The sequence below is a fragment of the Spirosoma jeollabukense genome, assembly GCF_054777855.1.
This window is the reverse complement of record NZ_BAAHAD010000004.1, coordinates 309,200-330,193: the sequence shown is the minus strand read 5'-3', so window position 1 is coordinate 330,193 and position 20,994 is coordinate 309,200. Positions and strand designations below refer to the sequence as shown.

Here is a 20,994-nt window from a genome sequence, read left to right as displayed (position 1 = left end):
TAACCCACAAGGACCGAGAATTTGTATCTCTTTTGTATAACAAAAATCCTATTCATAGAATTTATCTTTCACTAATACAACTATATCAACCTTAGTTTAAATTTACTCAAAAAACGACATGAAAACCTTCGCGCTACTTATCATAAGTATAATCACGCTGGTAGCCTGCTCGCCTAATGCCCAACTCGTTACACTACGTGGCAACAATGTCAAACCGGTTGCTGATGAAGGGCTGGTACTGGACAACGATACGTTGACCGTTCGCTATAACTTCGCCAGTGAACGTGGGCAAATGCGTCTTACCCTGGTGAATAAACTCAAACAACCGCTCTACGTTGACTGGAAACGATCTTCGTTTATTATTGGACAGGACAAAGTCGATTACTGGCAGGACGTAGCGGACGTTAACCTGATAGGTTCCTCCTATAGTAATCGTTACAGTCGCTATTCCGTTGGGAATTTGAATGGGGCCATCTCAAAAGAAAATCAGGTGGGTTTTATTCCTCCCCAGACCAAGCTCGAAAAGCAGCAATTTGTGGTCCTGCCTGATGGAAATTTACGGCTCACAGGAACGGCCAAAATCGAGCATGAAAAGGCTCAGTGGATTGATCGAAAAAAGCCGGTTGATATTAATGTATACGAATATTCAGCGGATCAGTCACCTTTGACGTTTCGAAATTACCTGACCCTTTCGACGGATAAAGATTTCAAGACTGAGTTTACTATTGATACAAAGTTTTGGGCATCCGACGTGAAAGTGCTACCCCGAAACCAGCTATTAACTCAACAAACCACGGGTGAGTATCAGTATTCAGTTCCTGTTCCCTTCAAAAAGGCGGATAGTTTTTACGTAGTGCTACCCGTACAATAGTTACCAGGCAAGCGCCCTTTTAAAACCATACGAATGAACGCCATTTTCGCTAAACTCAATTATAAATCCCAACCCGAAATCGCGGTCATCAATGCGCCAGTCGAGTTCTTGGCTGTCATGGATGAGATGCGTCCATTGGCTACGATCGTAACCGACGTTGCAGAAATTCAGGAAGGTGCATTTGCCATTGCCTTCCTGAAAACTCAGCAGGAAGTTGACGCGCTTAGCCCCATCCTGGCCAATAAACTAACCGGTGATGGAATCGTATGGATTGCCTATCCAAAAGGAAGCTCGAAGAAGCACAGATGCGATTTCAACCGCGATAATGGCTGGACTGTTTTGGGCGAGCTTGGCTTTGAACCGGTCAGAATGGTCGCTATTGACGAAGACTGGAGCGCCCTACGTTTCCGACGGGTCGACTTCATCAAAAAAATGACCCGCCAGAGCAGTCGGGCGCTGACTGAGCAGGGAAAAACAAAGACAACCCGAGAAGCTAGCTAAAGACATTGCCGGGTAAATAGGGAAAAACTACCTTTGGGTTTCTTTTTCAATCTAGCAATACCTTAATTCCTTACTTCATGTCTGACGTTAAACTAACACTCGGCGACAAAACGTACTTTCCAACCATTGAAAAGCCTATTTCGTACGAAGGCCGCGAATCTGATAACCCATTGGCGTTTAAATTTTACGATGCTAACCGGCTTATCCTGGGCAAACCCATGAAGGATTTGTTCCGGTTTGCTACGGCCTACTGGCATACGTTCTGCGGAACGGGGGCAGACCCCTTCGGACCCGGCGTCAAGCATTTTCCCTGGGATGCCAATTCCGACCGGTTGGCAGCGGCTCATGACAAAATGGACGCAGCCTTCGAATTCATCACAAAAATCGGCATGGAGTATTACTGCTTCCACGATGTGGACGTAGCACCCGAAGGGAATTCCAACGCCGAGTTCGAGAAAAACTTCCGGGCCATTGTCGACTACGCCAAGCAGAAACAAGCGGCTAGCGGAGTAAAATTATTGTGGGGGACGGCAAATCTGTTTTCACACGAGCGCTACATGAATGGGGCGTCAACCAACCCTGATTTTCACGTATTGGCGCACGGTGGCTGGCAGGTTAAAAACGCCATTGATGCCACCATCGAATTGGGCGGGCGCGGTTATACCTTCTGGGGAGGTCGTGAGGGCTATATGTCGCTGCTAAATACAAACATGAAGCGCGAACAGGAGCATTTGGGTAAGTTCCTGCAAATCAGCCGTGATTATGCGCGCAAGCAAGGTTTCAAAGGGGCGTTCTACATCGAGCCAAAACCTATGGAGCCAACCAAGCACCAGTACGATTTCGACGCAGCTACGGTTGTTGGCTTCCTGAATCGTTTCGGCTTACAGGACGATTTTGAACTGAATATCGAAACCAACCATGCTACGTTAGCGAATCACACATTCGCCCATGAATTACAGATCGCGGCCGACAACAACATGCTTGGTAGCCTTGACGCCAATCGGGGCGACTACCAGAACGGTTGGGATACCGACCAGTTTCCGGTGGATGTGTATGAACTGACAGAAGCCATGCTGGTGATTCTGGAAGCGGGAGGGATTAAGTCAGGCGGGGTTAACTTCGACGCTAAAACACGCCGTAATTCAACCGACCTGGAAGACATTTTTATCGCGCACATTGGTGGTATGGATACGTTCGCCCGGGCCGCCATTGCCGCCGAAGCTATCCTCGACAAATCGCAATACAAAAAACTGCGGGCCGAACGCTACGCCAGTTACGATTCGGGCGAGGGTGCCCGATTCGAAAAAGGCGAACTAACGCTCGAAGACCTGCGACAGTACGCCATGACGAATGGCGAGCCCAAGCAACTAAGCGGCAAGCAGGAATTGTATGAAATGATTGTTAATCAGTATATTTAGGTGAGAAGGCCTTACAGGCATCAGAACCTGTAAGGCCTTTTTCACAACGTACCATCAACCGTGTAGTATGAAAATTCTTTTACTGATTCTGGCCTGTCTTCCGGCTTTCGCCCAGCCATCCAGTAGCGACGAAGCCGCCGTGAAAGCTACCGTAAATAAGCTTTTTGAAGGCATGCAGAAAGCTGATTCTACTATACTGAAACCGCTATTTACACCAACAGCCCGTCTCCAGACAGTGGTTAACAAACAAGGAGAGATAGCGGTAAATGATGATGGAATCGGGAAGTTTATTAGTTCTATCGGTAAAGCAAAAGCCGGAACGCTGGATGAACGCCTGGCGAGCATGGAAGTAAAAATTGATGGAGAATTGGCAACCGCCTGGACACCGTATGTTTTTTATCGTCAGGACCAGAAAAGTCACTGCGGTGTCAATGCTTTTACGCTCGTAAAGATGAGTGGCAACTGGAAGATTCAAACGATTATTGACACCCGCCGGAAAGACAACTGCCCGGACTTGCCGAAGCCGTAAATCGTGTCGTTACCCCTGCCCGGTCCAGTTCGGCTTTCGTTTCTCCAGAAAAGCAGCCATACCCTCTTTCGCGTCAGGCGTTTGTTGAAGCCGCACAAATTGTTCGTATAAAAAGGCCTGCTGTTCATTGGATGGCAGGTTTTTTAGTTGTTGGTAAACCCGTAATCCTGCCTGGATGGCCGTGGGCGAGAATTGCTTTAACTCATTGATCAGTTGCGTAACCGCAACGTCCAATTCAGTTGTCGGCACCACGTTCGTCACTAAACCAATGCCCAGCGCATCCGAAGCCGTGAGTGTTTTGGCACGAAGACAAAGGTCGAGCGCCGTTCGGGCAGGCATGATGTCGAGCAGGATAGCCAGCACTTGAAACGGAAACAGGCCGCGTTTTACTTCCGGCAACGTAAACGTAGCGGATTCTGTCGCTATCACGTATGTACTCCCGCCTACCAACAAAAATCCTCCCGCATAGACAGGTCCCTGCACCCGAGTGATACACGGCTTGTGTAAACCAGCCATTAGTTCGCCCAGAAGAACAGGTCCGGATGGCTTGGGAATTGAGGCAACTGCGTTATCGCCCAGCGACAAACTTTTCAAATCCATACCCGCACAGAACGTATCGCCCGAAGCGGCCAGCACCACCATCCAAACATCAGCCGTATACTGCGCATACGCCATTGCAAACGCCAGTTCGTTTAGCATCGCAGGATGGAGCGCGTTCTTTTTTTCGGGACGGTTTAAGGTAACCGTCAAGACATGATCATCAAGCGATATAAGTAAGTAGCAAAACCCTTCAGTAGGTAAATGGGCGGCTTGTTCGGGTGCGTAAAACATAACAGAAACGGGTAGAAATACCGTAAAAAAAATCTTGAGCGAAAACTATATGACAATGTATCCCTTTTAAGTTAGCTGTATAAATCCAGCTTTCCTTTCCCTTACTCATCCATGAAAACGTTTCTACTCCTGTGCCAGATACTACTGACTATTCAGGCAGCTCGGGCTTCGCATTTATTGGGCGGGTACATGCAGGCAAAGCCTGTTGCGGGTTCGGCACAAACGTATCTGGTAACGGTGGCTCTTTATCTGGATGAAGTTCGTGGACAAGTAGCCTCTAGTCAAACCACGTCTCTATCGGTCTGTTTCGGCGATGGTACTATAGGTATTGCCAATCGGCAAAGTCAGGTATTAGTCTTGAGCAAAACGGTTAGCCTGAATATGTACCAGACAACACATACGTACTACGGCCCCGGTACGTATGTGTTAACTACGTCCCTTCCCGGCCGATCTTTAACTCAGAATATTACCGATGCAACCAACCAGCTTTTCACACTTGGCACGACCATTTTTACAAATACCACCTTACAAAATCAAACACCAACACCCGGTTTTCCAGAAGCGGGTTTCCATATTAATCTAAATCAGAAAGCAGTTCTTCCACTGAAAGCCACCGATGCTGAAGGTGATAGCCTGGTCTATGGTTTAACCAAACCGCTCACTAGTACATATAGTGATTTATGCGTCCGGCGGGCTATAACCACCTATAAATTCCCGAATGATGTAACCCAGCAGGGCACATTTAAACTTAATAACCGCACGGGCGATTTAGTTTGGGATGTTCCTACCAGAGAAGGCTTTTATAGCGTTGCGCTGACTGTTGACGAATATCGTAATGGCGTCCTGATCAGTCAGACATTGCAGGAAGTTCCCTTATTTGTCGAAGATCGGCCCGGTACGCCTGCTCCGGTTCCACCTTATGAACCGGCTATAGAAGGGGCTATTGGCATAGTTACTGGCATCACTACGTATGCGGATGCCGACGTCGCCTTTACGGCCTTTCCCAATCCCGTAAACGATCGCTTGCAGGTGGTTATTCAAACGAGTAATCCAACAACAGCCACCCTGCAATTGATCGACATAAGCGGGCGAAAACGATACGAACTAGTGATCAAAAAGCTTTCCCGGCAACATGAGCACGTTATTGATATGGATGGTCTAGCACCCGGCGTGTATCTGCTACGTGCCAACGTTGGTGAGCGCTCGTTGGTGCAGAAGATTGTGAAACAGTGAGTTACAGCAACTGTTTCCAGGTGCCTTTCATCCAGTTGTATTTGATTGTACTGGGTAGAGCCCGCCAGAAATACTTATTGACATCAACGGCGAACGACGGTTGCATGTAGCAGTTGATCGCGCAGCCTTCGCAGGCGGGTAACCGCCCTTCCAAGGCCACTAACTTCTGGACTTCGCTGGAGCGATAGAGTTCGTACAGATTATCATCGACGGCAAAGTCTTTGAGTCCTAGATGATAGCAGGGCAAAACGAGTTTATTTTCGGGAGAGATGACAATAGTTGTGCTGGCCGCCCGGCAAATGGGGTCTTCGATATGATTCCCGCCATCACGCCGAAGCTGAATAAAGGCATCGTTGAGGTACACGTTTTTCTGTTTTCCCCACCAGGACATCTGCAAAAGAGCGTCTTCAGAAAGGCGATCACCCGTGTCAACCGTGTTGTATTCAAATACGGGATTCAGGATCAGCACCAGGTCATTTGGCAGGCAAATCTCTTCATACATCTGCCTGATCTGGTGAACGTTGTGTTCAAATACCGTAAACAGGATATCTGGACGTTCGCCCAGTTGGCGGGCGATGGCGATGGACTCCATCACCTTGTCGAAGCACCGTACCCCCCGAGACTTGTCATGTTCTTCGGCTACTGGCGAATCCAGTGAAAAATGAAGCATGTCCACCAACCCTCTAAGCGATTCGGCTTGTTTGGGGTAAAGCAGGGCATTGGTCGTAACGGTCGTAATCAGCCCGAGTTGTTTGGCTTCCCGCAGAAGTTCAGGCAGTTGGCGGTGCAGAAGTGGTTCTCCGCCCGTGAAATCGACAACCCGAACGCCTAACTTTTTGAGATCCCGTAGATTCTGTCGAGCATTTTCGAGCGTAACATAAGGCGATGGGCGCTCCCAGATGTCGCAAAAGCTACAGCTCGCATTGCAGCGATACGTAACGTAGTAATTGCACAGAACCGGATGGGAGACAAGGCGCATCAGCTAGACATTTTCGAAATCTTCAATGGATAGGCCAGTGTCTTTCATGATTTGCTTTAACAAACCAATACCTAACTCTTTTTTACCGTGAATGGGTATAGTTGTTCGCAAGCCTTCGTCGTTGATATAGATCGCGTGACTACCACTTTGTCGAGAAAAAGAAAATCCTTTCTGTTCCAGAACTTTAATTAACTGCTTAGCATTCACCTTTGGGTGTTTATGACTTATGCAGCAATACTTAATCGCTCCGAAAAAACCTCTTCATAAATCGGCTCATGACGCGCCTGCCGATCTTCAACATGAAGCTGAATAACTTCCCGAAGGTAATTCAAAGCCTCTTCAGGGGTTTCTCCCTCAGCATAACAACCTTGCAAAGCAGGGCAAATAGCCAGATAATTGCCTTCTTCGTCCTGCTGTACAATAACCGTAAATTGGTAGTTTCTCATAACTGTTATAACAACATTCTAAACAGAGTCACCACTTTATCTTTCAGGTCTTTCCGGTCTACAATGAAATCCAGGAAACCGTGATCGAGCACAAATTCAGCGCTCTGGAAACCTTTGGGCAGGTCTTTACCAATGGTTTCCCGAATAACGCGCGGTCCGGCAAAACCAATCAAAGCTTCGGGCTCGGCAATATTAAAATCGCCAAGCATCGCGTAGGAAGCCGTAACACCACCCGTTGTCGGGTCGGTCAACAGCGAAACGTATGGCAGTTTAGCTTTGTCGAGCAGCGCCAGTTTAGCCGATGTTTTGGCCATTTGCATGAGCGAAAAACCAGCTTCCATCATACGCGCTCCGCCCGATTTGGAAATCATCAGAAATGGGGTCTTGTTTTGGATAGCGTGGTCGATGGCGCGGGCAATCTTCTCTCCTACCACGGAGCCCATTGAACCTCCAATGAAATTAAAATCCATTACTGCCATCGTAACGGTCAATCCATTCATTGGGCCGTAAGCCGTCCGAACGGCATCATTCAAGCCCGTTTTTGCAATGGTTGCCTTTACCCGGTCGGGGTAAGGTTTGGTATCAACGAAACCCAGCGGGTCACCCGACTTCATATTGGCGTCGAGTTCCGTAAACTCATTCTCATCAAAAAGGATGGAGAAGTAGGCCTCAGAGCCGATTTTTTCGTGGTAATTGCAATGAACACAGGTGTACGCATTAAGCTTGTGCTCGCGTGTATTCATTACTTTTTTGCAGTTCGGACATTGATACCACAACCCATCAGGAGCTTCCCGCTTCATTTCGGTTGGGGTCTGAATCCCCTTATCTTTTCGGACGAACCAAGACATTTTCAGTAAATAATTATCAGGAAAGTAGTTGTAAAGGTACAAAGAAAACAAGACCAACGAGCACACGTCATCTGCTTGTGGGGTTGCTCCCCAAGTAACAAATCCATCCTGTCACTACGTTCACTAAAAACCGGACAGTCGTTTTACAGGCCAGCCGGTTTTTTTATGCTCGATAAAGTTGTTGATTTGCGACTATGAAACACGTCTTAACTGCTTTGCTTTTGGGCATTACCTTGTCCGCCTTCGGTCAGGCTTCCGTAGCCTATTACCCATTCAACAGCAACAATCTTGTTACGGTCAGTACCAACGCCGACCGTCCGTTCTGGCTCGATGCCCGCCTGCAAACCAATACGTTATTCGGGTCGCTCAGCACGACGATCTGTCCGATGGTAAACGTAGCACGCCGGAATCAGGTCAATTATTACACCGGTCTGGGCGTCCGCTTTAACGCCCTGAACGGGATTGATGATCGGGATATACTGGAAGGCTACTCATTGCACGTAGGCGTTCGAATAAAACCGCTGCTGTTCATGCCAAATCTGCGGGTTGCGTTCGAAATTGCGCCTTACTCCCGAAAAGATTTTAAGACGGGCAACCTGCAGTCGTTTCTTGGGTTTGTCTATCAGTTCAGTAAGAAATAAAAATAAAGGGAAGAGCGGGAGGAAGGGGACGAAAGGAATAGAGGGAGCATGCCCCCTTTTCCCTTTCGTCCCCTTCCTCCCGCTCTTCCCTTTATTTTTATTTCTGGTTATACGTCATCGTGCCGTGTTCCAGTTTATTAGCGCGATCGAAAAGTGTCAACGCTTTTTGATACGTATCGTCGGTCTGGCTGATGACCCGGAAGAACTCGTTGTTTTGGCCAGCTTTGTTGCTTTTCTGGTAGACAGTCCGGGCCACCAATGCCTTTATCTGGTTACGGATGTAGTTTTTCGAGCGATTATATTCCCTCTCATTGAACTTGATTCCTTCAGATGTAGCATCTTTCACAAGTCGGTTCATCTGTTCATCACTTATCGTAACCGTGCGATTGAATTCATCGAACGGCATTTTCTCAAATTTCTTGAGGTTCTCGTTCGTGTACTCCATCGCAAATTCGCGAATGATGTTCTTGCCATAAAGTTGAACCAGGTAAGCCGTCTGCCAGGTGGAATCACGCGGGATAAAATAGTCTGGCGTAATGCCACCTCCTCCATACACGACACGGCCACCATCGGTTTTAAATTTCAGTTTGGGGTCGTTTTTAATAGAATCGGCAATATAGTATTCACCTCGTTTTGAGCGAATTTCGAGGTCTTTTTCATAGTCACCTTCCTGACCCGGTACGTATTTTTTCTGGATGCTCCGGCCACTGGGCGTGTAATAACGGGAGATCGTCAACCGCAATTCTGAACCGTCGGTGAGTTGAACGGGCATTTGAACCAATCCTTTGCCGAACGACCGACGGCCCGCAATCAGCGCACGGTCGTGGTCCTGCAGCGCGCCCGACACGATTTCTGAGGCCGATGCACTGCCCTCATCGACCAGCACAACCAAAGGCCCTTCTTCAAATTGTCCGTCAATGTGAGCGTATGTTTTCCGGTCGTAGCGATTATCTTTCCCGTCGGTATAAACCAGCAGTTTATTTCCCGAAATGAATTCGTCGGCAATGTTCGTTGCCCGATCCATGTAGCCACCGGGATTATTACGCAAATCCATCATCAGTTGCGTCATGCCTTTGGCCTTGAGCGATGATAGCGCCGTTTTAAATTCGTCGTAAGTCGTTTCTGAAAAACGGTTGATCTTGATGTATCCTGTTTTGGCGTCAATCATGTAAGCCGCATCGACCGAGTAGGTCGGAATCCGGTCACGCGTAATCGCAAAGTCTTTCGGCTGCTTATCGCCTTTGCGCAGGATAGTGAGTTTTACCTCAGTACCACGTTTGCCACGTAGTGCTTTAAAAACGGCACTATTTTCGATTTTCTTACCGGCCAGCGATACGTCGTCTACTTTAATAATCTTGTCGCCACTCTGGATCCCGGCCGCTTCCGACGGGCCACCCGCCAAGGGTGTTACTACGTAAATAGTGTCTTTGTAAATGTTAAACTCGACCCCAATTCCATCAAAACCACCTTCGAGCTGCGACCGGGCCGCCACGGCATCCTGCGGATTCATATAAGCTGTGTGCGGATCGAGTTTTTCAAGCATCTTCGTGATCGAATAATCCACCAGATCGTCGGTATTAACCGAATCAACGTAGTTATTTTCAATCAGTTGCAAAATCTCTCTATACTTGGTGTAGCTGCGCCCGATAGTATTTAGGCTCTTGGTACCACCAAAGAACGTAGCGCCAATAAGCATGCCACCTGCCAAGGTAATTCCTAGCAGCATGGGCAGTCGAACGATGGCTTTATTGTTCTGAATTTTATTTGGTTGGCCGTCACTAGGTTGACGGTCAGGGTTATTCGTAGTGTTATTTTCCACCTCCATTCGTTCGTCTCTTAACTTGTGTCCGTCTATACTCCCATAACGTTATGAAGATAGCGAAATGTTTTCCCAGAAAGTTTAATGAGCGTTAAAAAAATAGAAAAGTGTGAAAGATTGGTATTTTTACGAGCCCTCGCCTGCCAAAGGCACTAACAACCCATATTATGTTCGTTCATACCGTTTTTTTCTGGCTTAAACATCCCGAAAGTCAGGACGACCACCAAGCCCTTCGCGCTGGTCTTGAATCACTAAAAAGCATCACCGACATTTCAGTAGCTTATGTTGGTACGCCAGCCGAAACCCGCCGACCCGTCATTGATCATTCGTATGACTTTTCCCTGACGCTGGTTTTCGCCGACAAAGCGGCCCACGACGCTTATCAGATCCATCCGGGCCATCTGGCGTTCGTCGATACATGCGCCCATCTTTGGGAGCGTGTAAAAATCTATGATGCGGTAAGTTAGCAAAGGGCACGGGGCTCGGGGCATAGGGTCAAGAAATCGTTTACCTATGCCCCGAGCCCCATGCCCTTTGCTCTTTATACCATCACCTCAATTTTCATATCCATATTTCCCTTCACAGCTTTAGAATACGGACAAACGCTGTGAGCCGTTTCCGCTAGTTGCTGTAGCTGGTCGTGATCCATACCTGGCGCTTTGACCGTAATCTTCCCTGATAAAAACATATTGTTGCCATCTTTATTGAGCGAGATGCTGACCTCTACGGCATGTTGCGGAAGAATTACCTTCCGTCGTTCGGCAACGGCCATTAGTGCGCCATTATAGCATGAGCTATAGGCTGCGGCAAACAGCATTTCGGGGTTGGCAGCTCCGCCTTCGCCATGCATCTCAACGGGTCTTTTGATATCCAATTCTAGGATACCATCGAGCGATTTAACATCGCCTTCGCGCCCGCCGACATTACTGACGGTGGCTGTATACAGGGTTTCCATGCGTACTGATTTTGAGTTTTTGAGCATTCAGCCTTACTGCTGTGCTATGGATAAACTCCTGGTTAATTGAAAAGTTATACCCCTCTCCTTCCGTCCTTATAGGCATTGTGCCTGTTTAGCCTACTTGAGCCATATCGTTTTTTTTACTCCATGCGCCATGCCTTATGCCCTATTACTTACATTCCGCCATTTTGAACTACCTTTGTCTAAGGGGGTTACTTGGCCCAAAGCCGCAATAGAACGAGGCAGACCACGTTTTGGTAAATAAGTTCTTCTATACGCTGACCAGCATGGATACGTTATGTAAATTTTATCTCAACCGGCGCCTTATTGGGTGGATAGGTAGCCTCGGGCTGGTTCTTTGGTTTAGTGTTACGCCAGCATCAGCCCAACGTCGGCGCGCAAAAACAGGTGCAGATACGACTTTAGCTAAGGCGGCTTCGACCAGTACCGTTCGTATGGAAGAAGAAACGCAGTTTACAGAAGGCATGCGTTATCTGATGACCGATGAGCCCACAAAGGCCATCGCTCAGTTTACCAAGGTCCTGCAAAAAGACCCTAACAATGCCGCTGCTCAATATTCAACCGCCAATGCACTGCTAAAAACGGGCAAAACGGCCGAGGCTATTCCATATGCCACTAAAGCGCATTCGTTAGATAGCCAAAATAAGTTTTACACGCTGCTACTGGCCGAACTCTACGTTAAACAAAAGCGCTATAGCGAAGCGGAGCAGCTCTATGAAGGGCTTGTCAAAAAAGGTCCGGAGAATGCTGAATATGGTGTTGAGCTAGCCGCTATTTATTTGTTCAATGAAAAGCCCGACAAAGCGCTCGAAGCGTATAATAAAGTGGAGCGGGAACTGGGTTTGAATGAGGAAATTACCCGGCAGAAACAGCGCATTTATCTAAAGCAGAATAAAATTGACAAGGCTGTTGAAGAAGCTGAGAAATTAGTGGCATCTGAGCCAACAGATCCCGATTATTTACTGGAAGGAGCCGAACTGCTTATCGCCAACGACCGGGCCGACCAAGCCATTACGTGGATCGACCGGGCACTTAAACTAAGCGCTGATCTACCGCAAGCCCATGTTCTGCTGGCCGATATCTACCGCAAGAAAGGCGACATGGCCCGCGTTACGAAAGAACTGAATCAGGTACTGGCAAACCCGAATCTTGAAGCCGGACTCAAAGCACGGATTTTGTCGAGTTACGTAGACGTGACAGGTAAAAATCCGGGTGCACAACAGGATGCATTGGGTATGGCTCAGAATCTGGCTAAAAGCTCACCGAACGATCCAAAAACGCAGGTCATGCTCGCCGATTTGCTCATGCAGCAAGGCAAAAAGAAAGAAGCCCGGGATGCCTATGCCAAAGCGGCTCAGTTAGATGCGTCGATCTACGAGGTATGGGGAGCCTTGCTTCAACTGGATGGCGAATTAAATCAGGTCGATAGTTTGCTGGTACATTCTGAAAAAGCGCTTGAGGTCTTTCCAACACAAGGTCTGTTCTGGTATTCCAATGGATCAGCCAATTTGTTCAAGCGCAAATATCAGCAAGCCGTTGATGCATTGGAGGAAAGCAAAAAGCTGTTAATCTCCAGTACAAATACCGAGTTAAAAAAAGGCATTGACGCCCAGTTAGGTGACGCCTACAATGGTCTTGGCGATCACGCTAAATCAGATGAAGCTTATGAAGCCGTTCTGAAAGTTGATCCCCTGAACGACCACGTTCTCAACAATTACAGTTATTTCCTATCGCTACGTAAAGAAAACCTGCCGCGTGCGATACAACTGGGCCAGAAACTCGTCGAACGAAATCCAACCAATGCTACGTATCTGGACACCTATGCCTGGGTGCTCTATGTTTCGAAAGATTATGCCAAAGCAAAACAGTATCTGGAAAAAGCACTCGCCGATACAGCCAACCTTAGCGGTACTATTATAGAACATTATGGCGACGTTCTGTACCAACTTGGCCAACCCGACAAAGCGATGGAACAGTGGAAGCAGGCAAAAATAAAAGGGGGCGCCAGCACTGATTTAGATAAAAAAATAGCCACTGGAAAGTTATAAAAACGGTTTTAGTCTGTAGATGACAGTTCCGGACTTTGGCTGACAGGAATGCTTACTTATCCTGACAGCCAAAGTCGAAACTTACGCTGAAAGCCGAAAACAATTCAAATGATTAAATACCACCTAGTTACACTATTATTGAGCGTATTGCTATGTTCAGAAGGTTGTCGGCGTCATCACATGTCGCACTCTGCAGGACCGGCTCCAACCTTACCCTCTCTTCCCGATTCCACGCTGGCCACGTTACCAGCGACCGGTAAGATCGATTCAACTACAACACCGACACACTCAACCAGGCCCGGCATTGAAGAAGCCCGCAGCAACGTTGCTGAAATTGATTTCAGGTACCTGACTGCCAAGTCAAAAATATCGTTTAAAAGCCGTGACCAGGATATTGATAATGCCAATGTCAACATTCGGGTCCGCAAAGACAGCCTTATCTGGATGTCGATTTCGAAATTAGGTATTGAGGCCGTTCGTGGACTAATTACAAAAGATTCAATCGTTATCATCGATAAAATTCACCGGGAATACTCCGTCTACGATTTCCCAACCTTGAGCAAGCAATTCAATTTCGACATGAATTTTGAGTTGTTACAAGCCCTGATTGTAGGCAATTTGCCACTTCCCAAACAGCCCGCGCAAAAGGTTAAAAATGAGCGCGATTACCTACTACTACGTCAGAGCGAGGGCAAAGTACTGGTCGAGAATTACATTGGGCAGCAGGACCGGAAACTGAAAAAGCTGATGGTAACCGAGCAGCCAACCAAAAATACCTTACGACTGGATTATGAGGATTTTACCTCGCTTAGTAATTTTCTGTTTCCATACACTAGTCTGGTAACGCTTGACTACAAGTCGAAGACTGATGGACAGTTTTATCAGACGCTGCTACGTATCAAGCACAGTAAGGTTGAAATGGTTGAAAAATCTCCAGGCTTTCCGTTCAATATCCCGGCTAATTACAAGCGTCGGCCGTAAGTAAATTAGTTGGTTTTCAAGAGCTTATGTACCCCAAATTTTCGTTTTCCTCGTTCGTTTATTGGTTAGTCATCTCGCTGGTGTGGCTTGTCATGATCAGGCCCATACAATCGGCTCAAGCGCAGGTAACACAACGCAATCGGCAGGCTTTGGAGATAGAAAAGAGACGAAATCTGGAGAAAATGAGCCAGATACGTACTATTCTGAAGCAAACCGCTTCAGAAAAGCAAGCGGGTTTAGGGCAATTGAAGGCCCTTGATCAACAGATCCAGACCCAATCCAAGCAAATCAATCTGCTTAACAAGGACCTCCAGCTTACCGAAACTGAAATCGCGGAACTAAAGCAAACCAGCACGGCGCTCACCCGAGATTTAAATAAACTTAGGGCTGAATATGGATCAATGATTTATGCGGCCGACAAACGACGCCAGCAGGTTAACCCGTTAGGCTTTTTGTTTGCCGCTGATAACTTCAACCAGCTGGTTGCCCGCTACCGGTATTTACGTCAATATTCCGATGCCCGCCAAAGTCAGGTGCGGCAAATGAACAATGTGAAAACGATGTTGCAGGATAAGCAGCAAGCCACTCAGCGTAAACGTCAGGACCAAAAATCAACAATAGGAGCGAAAATAAATGAGAGTAAAAATCTGGCAACTTTAAAAGAAGAAAAAAATCAGGTCGTAAGAAAACTAAGCCAGAAAGAAACCGAACTCGCAGCTGAGTTGGCCGAAAGCCGCCGATCGATTGCTCAACTGGAAGCCATGATCACGCGCATTGTTGCGCGTGAAGCCAAAGAACGAGCCGAACGCGCTGAGCGGGCCGAACGGGAAGCCAAAGAACGAGCGGCTGAACGGGAACGGGTTGCCCGACGTGAAGCAGAACGCAAAGCCGCTGAACGTAAACGGGCTGAAGAGGCAATCGCGGCTGCTGAAAAAGTTGGTGAGAAACCCGCCCCGGCCGACGTAGCCAAGGTTGAAAAACCGGAAGAACCGGAAGTCGAGGCTGCGCCTAAAAAACTGGACGAGCGACGTAATAATAACCTCAACGATGAGGAAACGGCCCTGGCTTCATCGTTTACAGCATCACGCGCTCATTTGCCCTGGCCCGTCACAAAAGGCTTTATTTCTGACCATTTCGGTCGTAGGCCCCATGCTGTACTGAGAGGCATTTATGTTGATAATCAAGGTATTGACATTCAAACAAATGCAGGCGAAAGCGTTCGTGCCGTTTATGATGGTATCGTACAGGATGTAACGAATATACCGGGTATGAACAGCGTAGTGGCCATTCAGCATGGCACTTATTTCACCGTATATGCTAAACTACGTACTGTAGCCGTACGCGCTGGCCAGCGCGTGAAAGCCCGCGAGGCCATTGGTACCGTAGCAACCGATAAAACGGGCGTCTCTGAAATGCAGTTTCAAATCTGGAAAGAATTTACCAAACTGAATCCGGAATCCTGGCTAGCCCCCCGGTAGTACAGTTTTCAGTGAGCCGTTGTCAGTAAACCGTTGGCTACTATCGAAAAACTGTACCTTTGCGCTGGTCAATTGCCTGGCAAACTGACCAGTGACCACTGGTAATTGTTTACTGATAACTGAAAAAATGTCTGTTCATAATCCCGATATCAAGCGCGTTACGACGCATACCATTCAGGAGCTAAAAAACAAAGGCGAGAAAATTTCTGCGCTGACGGCCTACGATTATTCAATGGCCCGGGTGGTCGATGCCGCTGGTGTCGAACTAATTCTGGTCGGCGATTCAGCCTCCAACGTAATGGCAGGGCATGAAACAACGCTGCCCATTACGCTCGACCAGATGATCTACCACGCGAGCTCGGTGGTTCGGGGTGTTAGGCGTGCGTTAGTGGTTGTCGATTTACCCTTTGGCTCCTATCAGGGTAATTCATCGGAGGCATTGCGGTCAGCCATTCGGATCATGAAAGAATCGGGGGCACACGCCGTAAAAATGGAAGGTGGGCTGGAAATTAAAGATTCTATCGTTCGCATTTTAAGCGCAGGCGTACCCGTAATGGGCCATCTCGGCCTAACTCCCCAGTCTATTTATAAGTTCGGTACGTATGCGGTGCGGGCTAAAGAGGACGCAGAAGCCCAGAAATTGATGGACGACGCCCATTTGCTGGAAGACATTGGTTGTTTTGGCGTAGTGCTTGAAAAAATTCCAGCCGCACTCACTAAAAAAGTTTCGGAGAGCCTCACGATTCCAACGATTGGTATTGGAGCCGGTCCTGACGCCGACGGGCAAATCCTGGTTTTTCATGATCTGCTCGGTATCAACAACGAATTCAAACCCCGCTTCCTGCGTCGGTATGCGGAATTACACAAGGTTATGACAGAGGCTATAGCGCACTATGTAGACGATGTGAAAACCAACGATTTCCCGAACGAGAAAGAAGCGTATTGAGTTATCTAAGGCAGGTGGAAACCCGCTTTTTTATTTCACTACGCGTTTCCACCCACATTATTTATGAAAAAGAAACCATATCAGGTCGTTTATGAAGACAACCACTTGCTGATTGTCAACAAAGAACCAGGTATTCTGGTGCAAGGCGACCGTACGGGCGATACTACGTTGCTGGATGTACTAAAAGACTATGTCAAGGAAAAATATAATAAACCGGGCGAAGTATTTCTAGGATTAGTCCACAGGCTCGACCGGCCGGTAAGTGGTCTGGTCGTATTTGCCCGTACGTCGAAAGCACTGGAGCGGATGAACGAAATTTTCCGCAAACGACAGGTCCAGAAAACCTACTGGGCTGTTGTTCGGCAAAAACCACCCCAGGATGCGGACAAATTAGTGAACTGGCTCATCAAGGATGAGCAGAAAAACCAGGTCACCGTTTATGATTATGAGGTTCCTGGTTCTCAGAGAGCAGAATTATCGTATCGAGTGTTAGGCAGAATTAACGAGCATTATTTGCTGGAAGTGAATCCGATAACGGGTCGGCCTCATCAGATTCGGGCGCAATTAGCGCACATGGGTTGTCCCATCCGGGGTGATGTCAAGTATGGTTACGACCGGGCGGTAGCCGATAAGAAAATTTACCTGCACGCTCGGCGACTGTATTTCATCCATCCGGTAAAACAAGCTGGCGCGCCGGATCGACCCATTATCTGCAAAGCAGGTTTGCCTAACGATCCCTTCTGGGAAGAATTCCTCGATTTGGATGACGAGAATTATAAAGACAAAAACATGGATTTCATTTTCGAGTAATCAAGCAGTTGTTCTGCTTACTTCTCTACCTTGTTGAGAAGCCACCGGAAAGATAAGGGCCGCACATTCTGTTCCCCAGAAAATGCGGCCCTTACTATATTTATACCAATCTGTACGTCAGCGCTCGGTAAATGTCGTTGTTTGTTCCGAAGGCATTACATCCGAAATTATTTGTTCCATCACACGCTCAACCATCTGAACAATCCCGCGCAAGGCACCGAAGATTATACATAAGGGTAAAATAATGGGAAGAAAAAACGCCCATTGGAAAATCATGTATATGCGGAAATTTCTCATAGGTTTAACAGAATTTTCACGGTTAAGTTTACGGCTATCTAATTTAAGAAACTTTTCAACACTAACTCAGAACGACATTCTATTCATATTCAAAATTAACCTTGACTAAATACAAAAACAAGTCAATCCTAAAAAAGTTTGTTAAAAATTTAGCTAACTTTTTTAATCAAAACAAAACCTGTTGTTACTAATCTAGCCCAATTACTTGCTTTATTCAATGTAGCTGTCCTGAAAATATAGCATTCTTGGCCATATCTTCAATTATTTTTGTCAATTTTTTTCAATCAATTTTTCACAACATTTGCGCGACTCTCCGTCTTAATGAAAAAAGGCGTAGAAGATATAAATCTCGGATCAGAGACTTATATCTTCTACGCCTTGCACCCTTTATATGTCCCCGCTATTTTAGTGTTGCCACGGCATCTTTAATACGCTGTACAGCCTCGATAAGTGATTCATCCGAAGCAGCCGTCGAAATACGCAGGCAATCCGGCGCACCAAAACCCGAGCCGGCAACCGTTGCTACGTAAGCGGTAGTAAGCAACCATCCGGCGAAGTCATCCGAATTTACGATTGTTGTCGTACCATCCGATTTGCCATAGTAATAGCTAATATCAGGGAAGGCATAGAACGCACCCTCTGGTATGTTCGTGCGGAAGTGCGGTACCTCTTTTAGCAATTTTACAACTAAATCGCGCCGACGATGATACGCTTTGGCCATTTCCATGGATGGCTCCATTGGACCATTCAGCGCAGCAACCGTAGCTTTCTGGGCAATCGAGTTTGTACCAGACGTCACTTGTCCCTGTAGTTTCTCAACGCCCTCAGCAATCCATTTAGCTGCACCGATATAGCCAATACGCCAGCCCGTCATGGCATAGCCTTTGGCAACACCATTCACCGTAATAACGCGCTCGGCGATTTCGGGAATTGAGCCCATGCTAAAGTGGCCTTCGGGCGTAAAATTTATATACTCGTAGATTTCGTCGGCCAGCACAAAAACGTTTTCATGGCGAGCCACTACGTCGGCAATAGCCCGAAGTTCAGCTTCGGAATAAATTGAGCCAGTTGGATTATTGGGCGATGCATACATGACGATCTTGGTCCGATCCGTAATAGCCGCTTCGAATTGTTCGGGCGTCACTTTGAAATTATTTTCAAAGCTACCGTCAACGACTACGGCCTTCCCTTCCGCCAGCTTCACCATTTCAGAATAGCTAACCCAATAGGGCGAGAAAATAATTACTTCGTCGCCGGGGTTGATCAGCACCTGAATAACATTGGCCAGCGAGTGCTTAGCGCCCGTTGACACGACGATATTTTCGGGTTTCCAATCAATATTATTGTCGCGCTTAAACTTATCAGCAATGGCTTTGCGGAGGTCGGGATAACCAGCAACGGGCGAATAGCCATGAAAACCATCATCAATGGCTTTTTTGGCGGCTTCGCAGATGTGTGCAGGTGTTTTAAAATCCGGTTCCCCAACGCTCAGGCTAATTACTTTGTGGCCCTGCGCGGCCAATTCACGGGCCTTCTTGGTCATCGCCAGCGTGGACGATTCTTCCAGCGCGTTAATGCGGTCGGCTAACAAACTCACGGTGTCAAGCGTGGCAGACATAATTGGTAATGTTTTGAGAAAATGATAACAAACTGACCGCAAAGGTACTAGGTTTTCAGTCGAAGGGCGATATTGATTTGAAATTAAAAATTTTCACGTTTCCTTCATCCTCACACTCCGCCAATAACTTAATAGTCGTTTTCAATAGAACAGGATGTACAAAATCGGGGGCAATCTCAGCCAGTGGTACGAGTGTAAACCGTCGCTGATGTAAGTACGGATGCGGAATGGTCAACGTAGGCGTTTGTAGAACAAGTTGGTCGTAATATAGAATATCAATATCAATTACTCGTGCACCCCACTTTTCTAACCTGACACGGCCGAGTTCCTGTTCGATGATCTGCGTTTGCCCAAGTAATACATACGGCTCCAGCGTAGTTTCTACCGCCACCACCTGATTTAAATAGCTCGGCTGGTCTGCTACACCCCAGGGTGCCGTCTCGTACAAACCCGATTGCCGAACCACCGCACCAACGCGTTCGGTAATCAATTCGACAGCCCGACGCAACGTCTGGACACGGTCGCCGAGGTTGGCACCAAGTAAAAGAAAAACCATATATGGTGTATAATCTAGGATGTACGATTGACGCATGGCTTATCCATACATCTTAGATCATACACCATACATTGTTCAGTAGTCCTTAATTGGCTTAATATCGTAGTACACCTTGATTTCTTCCTCACTCGGTGTTTTGGCGGGCCGCACGATTCGGAAACCAACGAACGATGCCGACGTCAACCACCAGTCTGATTTGGGACTTTGCGGATCGAGTACTTTCCAGGCCGGTGCCGAAGGTGTCCGGGCCGCTGAACGTAGTACCTCCGGACCGTCATCCCAGGAACCGCCCCGTACGGAGTTTGGATAAAGAGTGGTCGTTGGTGCATAAGGCTCCTTTACTTTTCCGCTGGCGACCTGTTTATAATAATCGGCAACGTATTGATCCTTCGTCCATTCCATGACATTGCCATGCATATCGTACAAGCCAAAAGAGTTAGGCTTTTTGGTACCAACTTTCTTATAGGCACCACCGCTATTGCCCGTAAAGACAGCATATTCGCCCAGTTTTTTCACGTCGCTTCCAAATGAATAAGGCGTAATTGTGTTGGCACGGCAGGCGTATTCCCACTCGGCTTCCGTTGGCAGACGATAGAAAATGCCCGTTTTGGCGTAAAGCCAGGCACAGAACTTGATCGCAGCGTATTGAGTCATGTTGATGGCTGGATACCCTTCCCGCCCCATTCCAAAAGACATATCCACATAGGGTGGACTAGGCCGTGTTGTAGCGTCTGTTTTCGTTAGATTCGCATCGGCCTCCGTGTACTTTGCCGCCATTTCCTTCTCCATGTTCGTGAAGGCAAACAGGTCATAGAGATCCCAGGTAATCTCATATTTCCCCATGTAAAATGGCTCAATCGATACGCTATGTTGTGGGCCTTCATCAGCCTGTCGGCCTTTTTCTGTTGCGGGGCTACCCATCATATACTTGCCACCAGGAATAGCGACCATGGCATATGTCTGATTGCTACCCGGAACAACCTGCGTGTAGGATTTAAAATCGGTAGTGGTTTGGGCATACGTACTAACAAGCGTTCCGGTTGCTAGCACAATGACGTTAAGGAGATGTTTAGGAGACATTTTGGGTTACAGGGGCAAAACAGACAACATTGAGAGGTAAAAGTACGAACGATTTTCTTTGTTGTACCTTTGTACTTTCAAACCT

General features: G+C 47.4%; 22 protein-coding genes. 12 read left to right on the top strand and 10 right to left on the bottom strand.

Features of this window, described 5'->3' with window-relative positions:
* The first annotated feature begins 118 nt into the window (after positions 1-118).
* The 4 genes from ACYVEA_RS18280 to ACYVEA_RS18265 all read left to right on the top strand — a co-directional run bounded on the left by ACYVEA_RS18280 (position 119) and on the right by ACYVEA_RS18265 (position 3,319).
* On the top strand, positions 119-871 hold the full coding sequence (locus tag ACYVEA_RS18280; protein WP_461114870.1) for a hypothetical protein: 753 nt from the start codon (positions 119-121) through the stop codon (positions 869-871).
* Positions 872-904: 33 nt separating this feature from the next.
* A complete protein-coding gene (locus ACYVEA_RS18275; protein ID WP_461114869.1) occupies positions 905-1,372 on the top strand; it encodes a hypothetical protein in 468 nt (155 codons plus the stop codon).
* 77 nt (positions 1,373-1,449) lie between these two features.
* Positions 1,450-2,790, top strand: a complete 1,341-nt coding sequence (gene xylA / locus ACYVEA_RS18270) for a xylose isomerase (RefSeq protein ID WP_461114868.1) — start codon at positions 1,450-1,452, stop codon at positions 2,788-2,790.
* Positions 2,791-2,857: 67 nt separating this feature from the next.
* Positions 2,858-3,319, top strand: coding sequence for a nuclear transport factor 2 family protein (locus tag ACYVEA_RS18265; RefSeq protein ID WP_461114867.1), 462 nt, complete (start codon positions 2,858-2,860; stop codon positions 3,317-3,319).
* Positions 3,320-3,328: 9 nt separating this feature from the next.
* Here ACYVEA_RS18265 and ACYVEA_RS18260 read toward each other — a convergent pair whose 3' ends face one another.
* Entirely contained in the window at positions 3,329-4,150 is an 822-nt protein-coding gene (locus ACYVEA_RS18260; protein ID WP_461114866.1) for an enoyl-CoA hydratase-related protein, read from the bottom strand.
* Positions 4,151-4,261: 111 nt separating this feature from the next.
* On the opposite strand from ACYVEA_RS18260, the gene ACYVEA_RS18255 reads away from it, so the two are divergent.
* Entirely contained in the window at positions 4,262-5,383 is a 1,122-nt protein-coding gene (locus ACYVEA_RS18255; RefSeq protein WP_461114865.1) for a T9SS type A sorting domain-containing protein, read from the top strand.
* 1 nt (position 5,384) lies between these two features.
* On the opposite strand, the gene ACYVEA_RS18250 is transcribed toward ACYVEA_RS18255, so the two are convergent.
* From ACYVEA_RS18250 to accD, 4 genes are read right to left on the bottom strand one after another with little or no spacing between them, the layout of a single operon-like run.
* Entirely contained in the window at positions 5,385-6,362 is a 978-nt protein-coding gene (locus ACYVEA_RS18250) for a radical SAM protein (protein WP_461114864.1), read from the bottom strand.
* Between the two features lie 3 nt (positions 6,363-6,365).
* A complete protein-coding gene (locus tag ACYVEA_RS18245) occupies positions 6,366-6,569 on the bottom strand; it encodes a type II toxin-antitoxin system HicA family toxin (RefSeq protein ID WP_461114863.1) in 204 nt (67 codons plus the stop codon).
* A 17-nt stretch (positions 6,570-6,586) separates the two neighbouring features.
* The gene (locus ACYVEA_RS18240; RefSeq protein WP_461114862.1) at positions 6,587-6,808 is read right to left on the bottom strand and encodes a type II toxin-antitoxin system HicB family antitoxin; all 222 of its coding nucleotides are present in this window, start codon (positions 6,806-6,808) and stop codon (positions 6,587-6,589) included.
* Between the two features lie 5 nt (positions 6,809-6,813).
* Complete coding sequence (gene accD / locus ACYVEA_RS18235; RefSeq protein WP_461114861.1) at positions 6,814-7,656, bottom strand: acetyl-CoA carboxylase, carboxyltransferase subunit beta; 843 nt, start codon at positions 7,654-7,656, stop codon at positions 6,814-6,816.
* A gap of 194 nt (positions 7,657-7,850) precedes the next feature.
* On the opposite strand from accD, the gene ACYVEA_RS18230 reads away from it, so the two are divergent.
* Positions 7,851-8,297 carry a hypothetical protein gene (locus ACYVEA_RS18230; RefSeq protein WP_461114860.1) on the top strand — a complete coding sequence of 149 codons (447 nt, stop codon included), beginning with the start codon at positions 7,851-7,853 and terminating at the stop codon, positions 8,295-8,297.
* Between the two features lie 97 nt (positions 8,298-8,394).
* Here the strand turns inward: ACYVEA_RS18230 and ACYVEA_RS18225 are convergent, their stop codons facing one another.
* The gene (locus tag ACYVEA_RS18225) at positions 8,395-10,122 is read right to left on the bottom strand and encodes a S41 family peptidase (protein ID WP_461114859.1); all 1,728 of its coding nucleotides are present in this window, start codon (positions 10,120-10,122) and stop codon (positions 8,395-8,397) included.
* A 161-nt stretch (positions 10,123-10,283) separates the two neighbouring features.
* Here ACYVEA_RS18225 and ACYVEA_RS18220 point away from each other — a divergent pair, with 161 nt between their 5' ends.
* Positions 10,284-10,583: a Dabb family protein gene (locus tag ACYVEA_RS18220; protein WP_461114858.1), complete on the top strand. Its 300-nt coding sequence runs from the start codon at positions 10,284-10,286 to the stop codon at positions 10,581-10,583.
* A 74-nt stretch (positions 10,584-10,657) separates the two neighbouring features.
* On the opposite strand, the gene ACYVEA_RS18215 is transcribed toward ACYVEA_RS18220, so the two are convergent.
* Entirely contained in the window at positions 10,658-11,071 is a 414-nt protein-coding gene (locus ACYVEA_RS18215; RefSeq protein ID WP_093827260.1) for an Ohr family peroxiredoxin, read from the bottom strand.
* Positions 11,072-11,361: 290 nt separating this feature from the next.
* Between ACYVEA_RS18215 and ACYVEA_RS18210 the strand changes: the two genes are divergently transcribed.
* The 5 genes from ACYVEA_RS18210 (at position 11,362) to ACYVEA_RS18190 (ending at position 17,358) form a co-directional block, all read left to right on the top strand.
* Positions 11,362-13,143: a tetratricopeptide repeat protein gene (locus ACYVEA_RS18210; protein ID WP_461114857.1), complete on the top strand. Its 1,782-nt coding sequence runs from the start codon at positions 11,362-11,364 to the stop codon at positions 13,141-13,143.
* 180 nt (positions 13,144-13,323) lie between these two features.
* Positions 13,324-14,124, top strand: coding sequence for a DUF4292 domain-containing protein (locus ACYVEA_RS18205; RefSeq protein ID WP_461114856.1), 801 nt, complete (start codon positions 13,324-13,326; stop codon positions 14,122-14,124).
* A 26-nt stretch (positions 14,125-14,150) separates the two neighbouring features.
* Positions 14,151-15,602 carry a murein hydrolase activator EnvC family protein gene (locus tag ACYVEA_RS18200; RefSeq protein WP_461114855.1) on the top strand — a complete coding sequence of 484 codons (1,452 nt, stop codon included), beginning with the start codon at positions 14,151-14,153 and terminating at the stop codon, positions 15,600-15,602.
* A 127-nt stretch (positions 15,603-15,729) separates the two neighbouring features.
* On the top strand, positions 15,730-16,548 hold the full coding sequence (gene panB / locus ACYVEA_RS18195; protein ID WP_461114854.1) for a 3-methyl-2-oxobutanoate hydroxymethyltransferase: 819 nt from the start codon (positions 15,730-15,732) through the stop codon (positions 16,546-16,548).
* A gap of 63 nt (positions 16,549-16,611) precedes the next feature.
* On the top strand, positions 16,612-17,358 hold the full coding sequence (locus ACYVEA_RS18190) for an RluA family pseudouridine synthase (RefSeq protein WP_461114853.1): 747 nt from the start codon (positions 16,612-16,614) through the stop codon (positions 17,356-17,358).
* 697 nt (positions 17,359-18,055) lie between these two features.
* Here the strand turns inward: ACYVEA_RS18190 and ACYVEA_RS18185 are convergent.
* The 3 genes from ACYVEA_RS18185 to ACYVEA_RS18175 all read right to left on the bottom strand — a co-directional run bounded on the left by ACYVEA_RS18185 (position 18,056) and on the right by ACYVEA_RS18175 (position 20,909).
* Positions 18,056-19,273 carry a pyridoxal phosphate-dependent aminotransferase gene (locus ACYVEA_RS18185; protein ID WP_461114852.1) on the bottom strand — a complete coding sequence of 406 codons (1,218 nt, stop codon included), beginning with the start codon at positions 19,271-19,273 and terminating at the stop codon, positions 18,056-18,058.
* 55 nt (positions 19,274-19,328) lie between these two features.
* Complete coding sequence (gene folK / locus ACYVEA_RS18180) at positions 19,329-19,829, bottom strand: 2-amino-4-hydroxy-6-hydroxymethyldihydropteridine diphosphokinase (RefSeq protein WP_461114851.1); 501 nt, start codon at positions 19,827-19,829, stop codon at positions 19,329-19,331.
* 75 nt (positions 19,830-19,904) lie between these two features.
* On the bottom strand, positions 19,905-20,909 hold the full coding sequence (locus ACYVEA_RS18175; protein WP_461114850.1) for a formylglycine-generating enzyme family protein: 1,005 nt from the start codon (positions 20,907-20,909) through the stop codon (positions 19,905-19,907).
* Positions 20,910-20,994 lie beyond the last annotated feature (85 nt).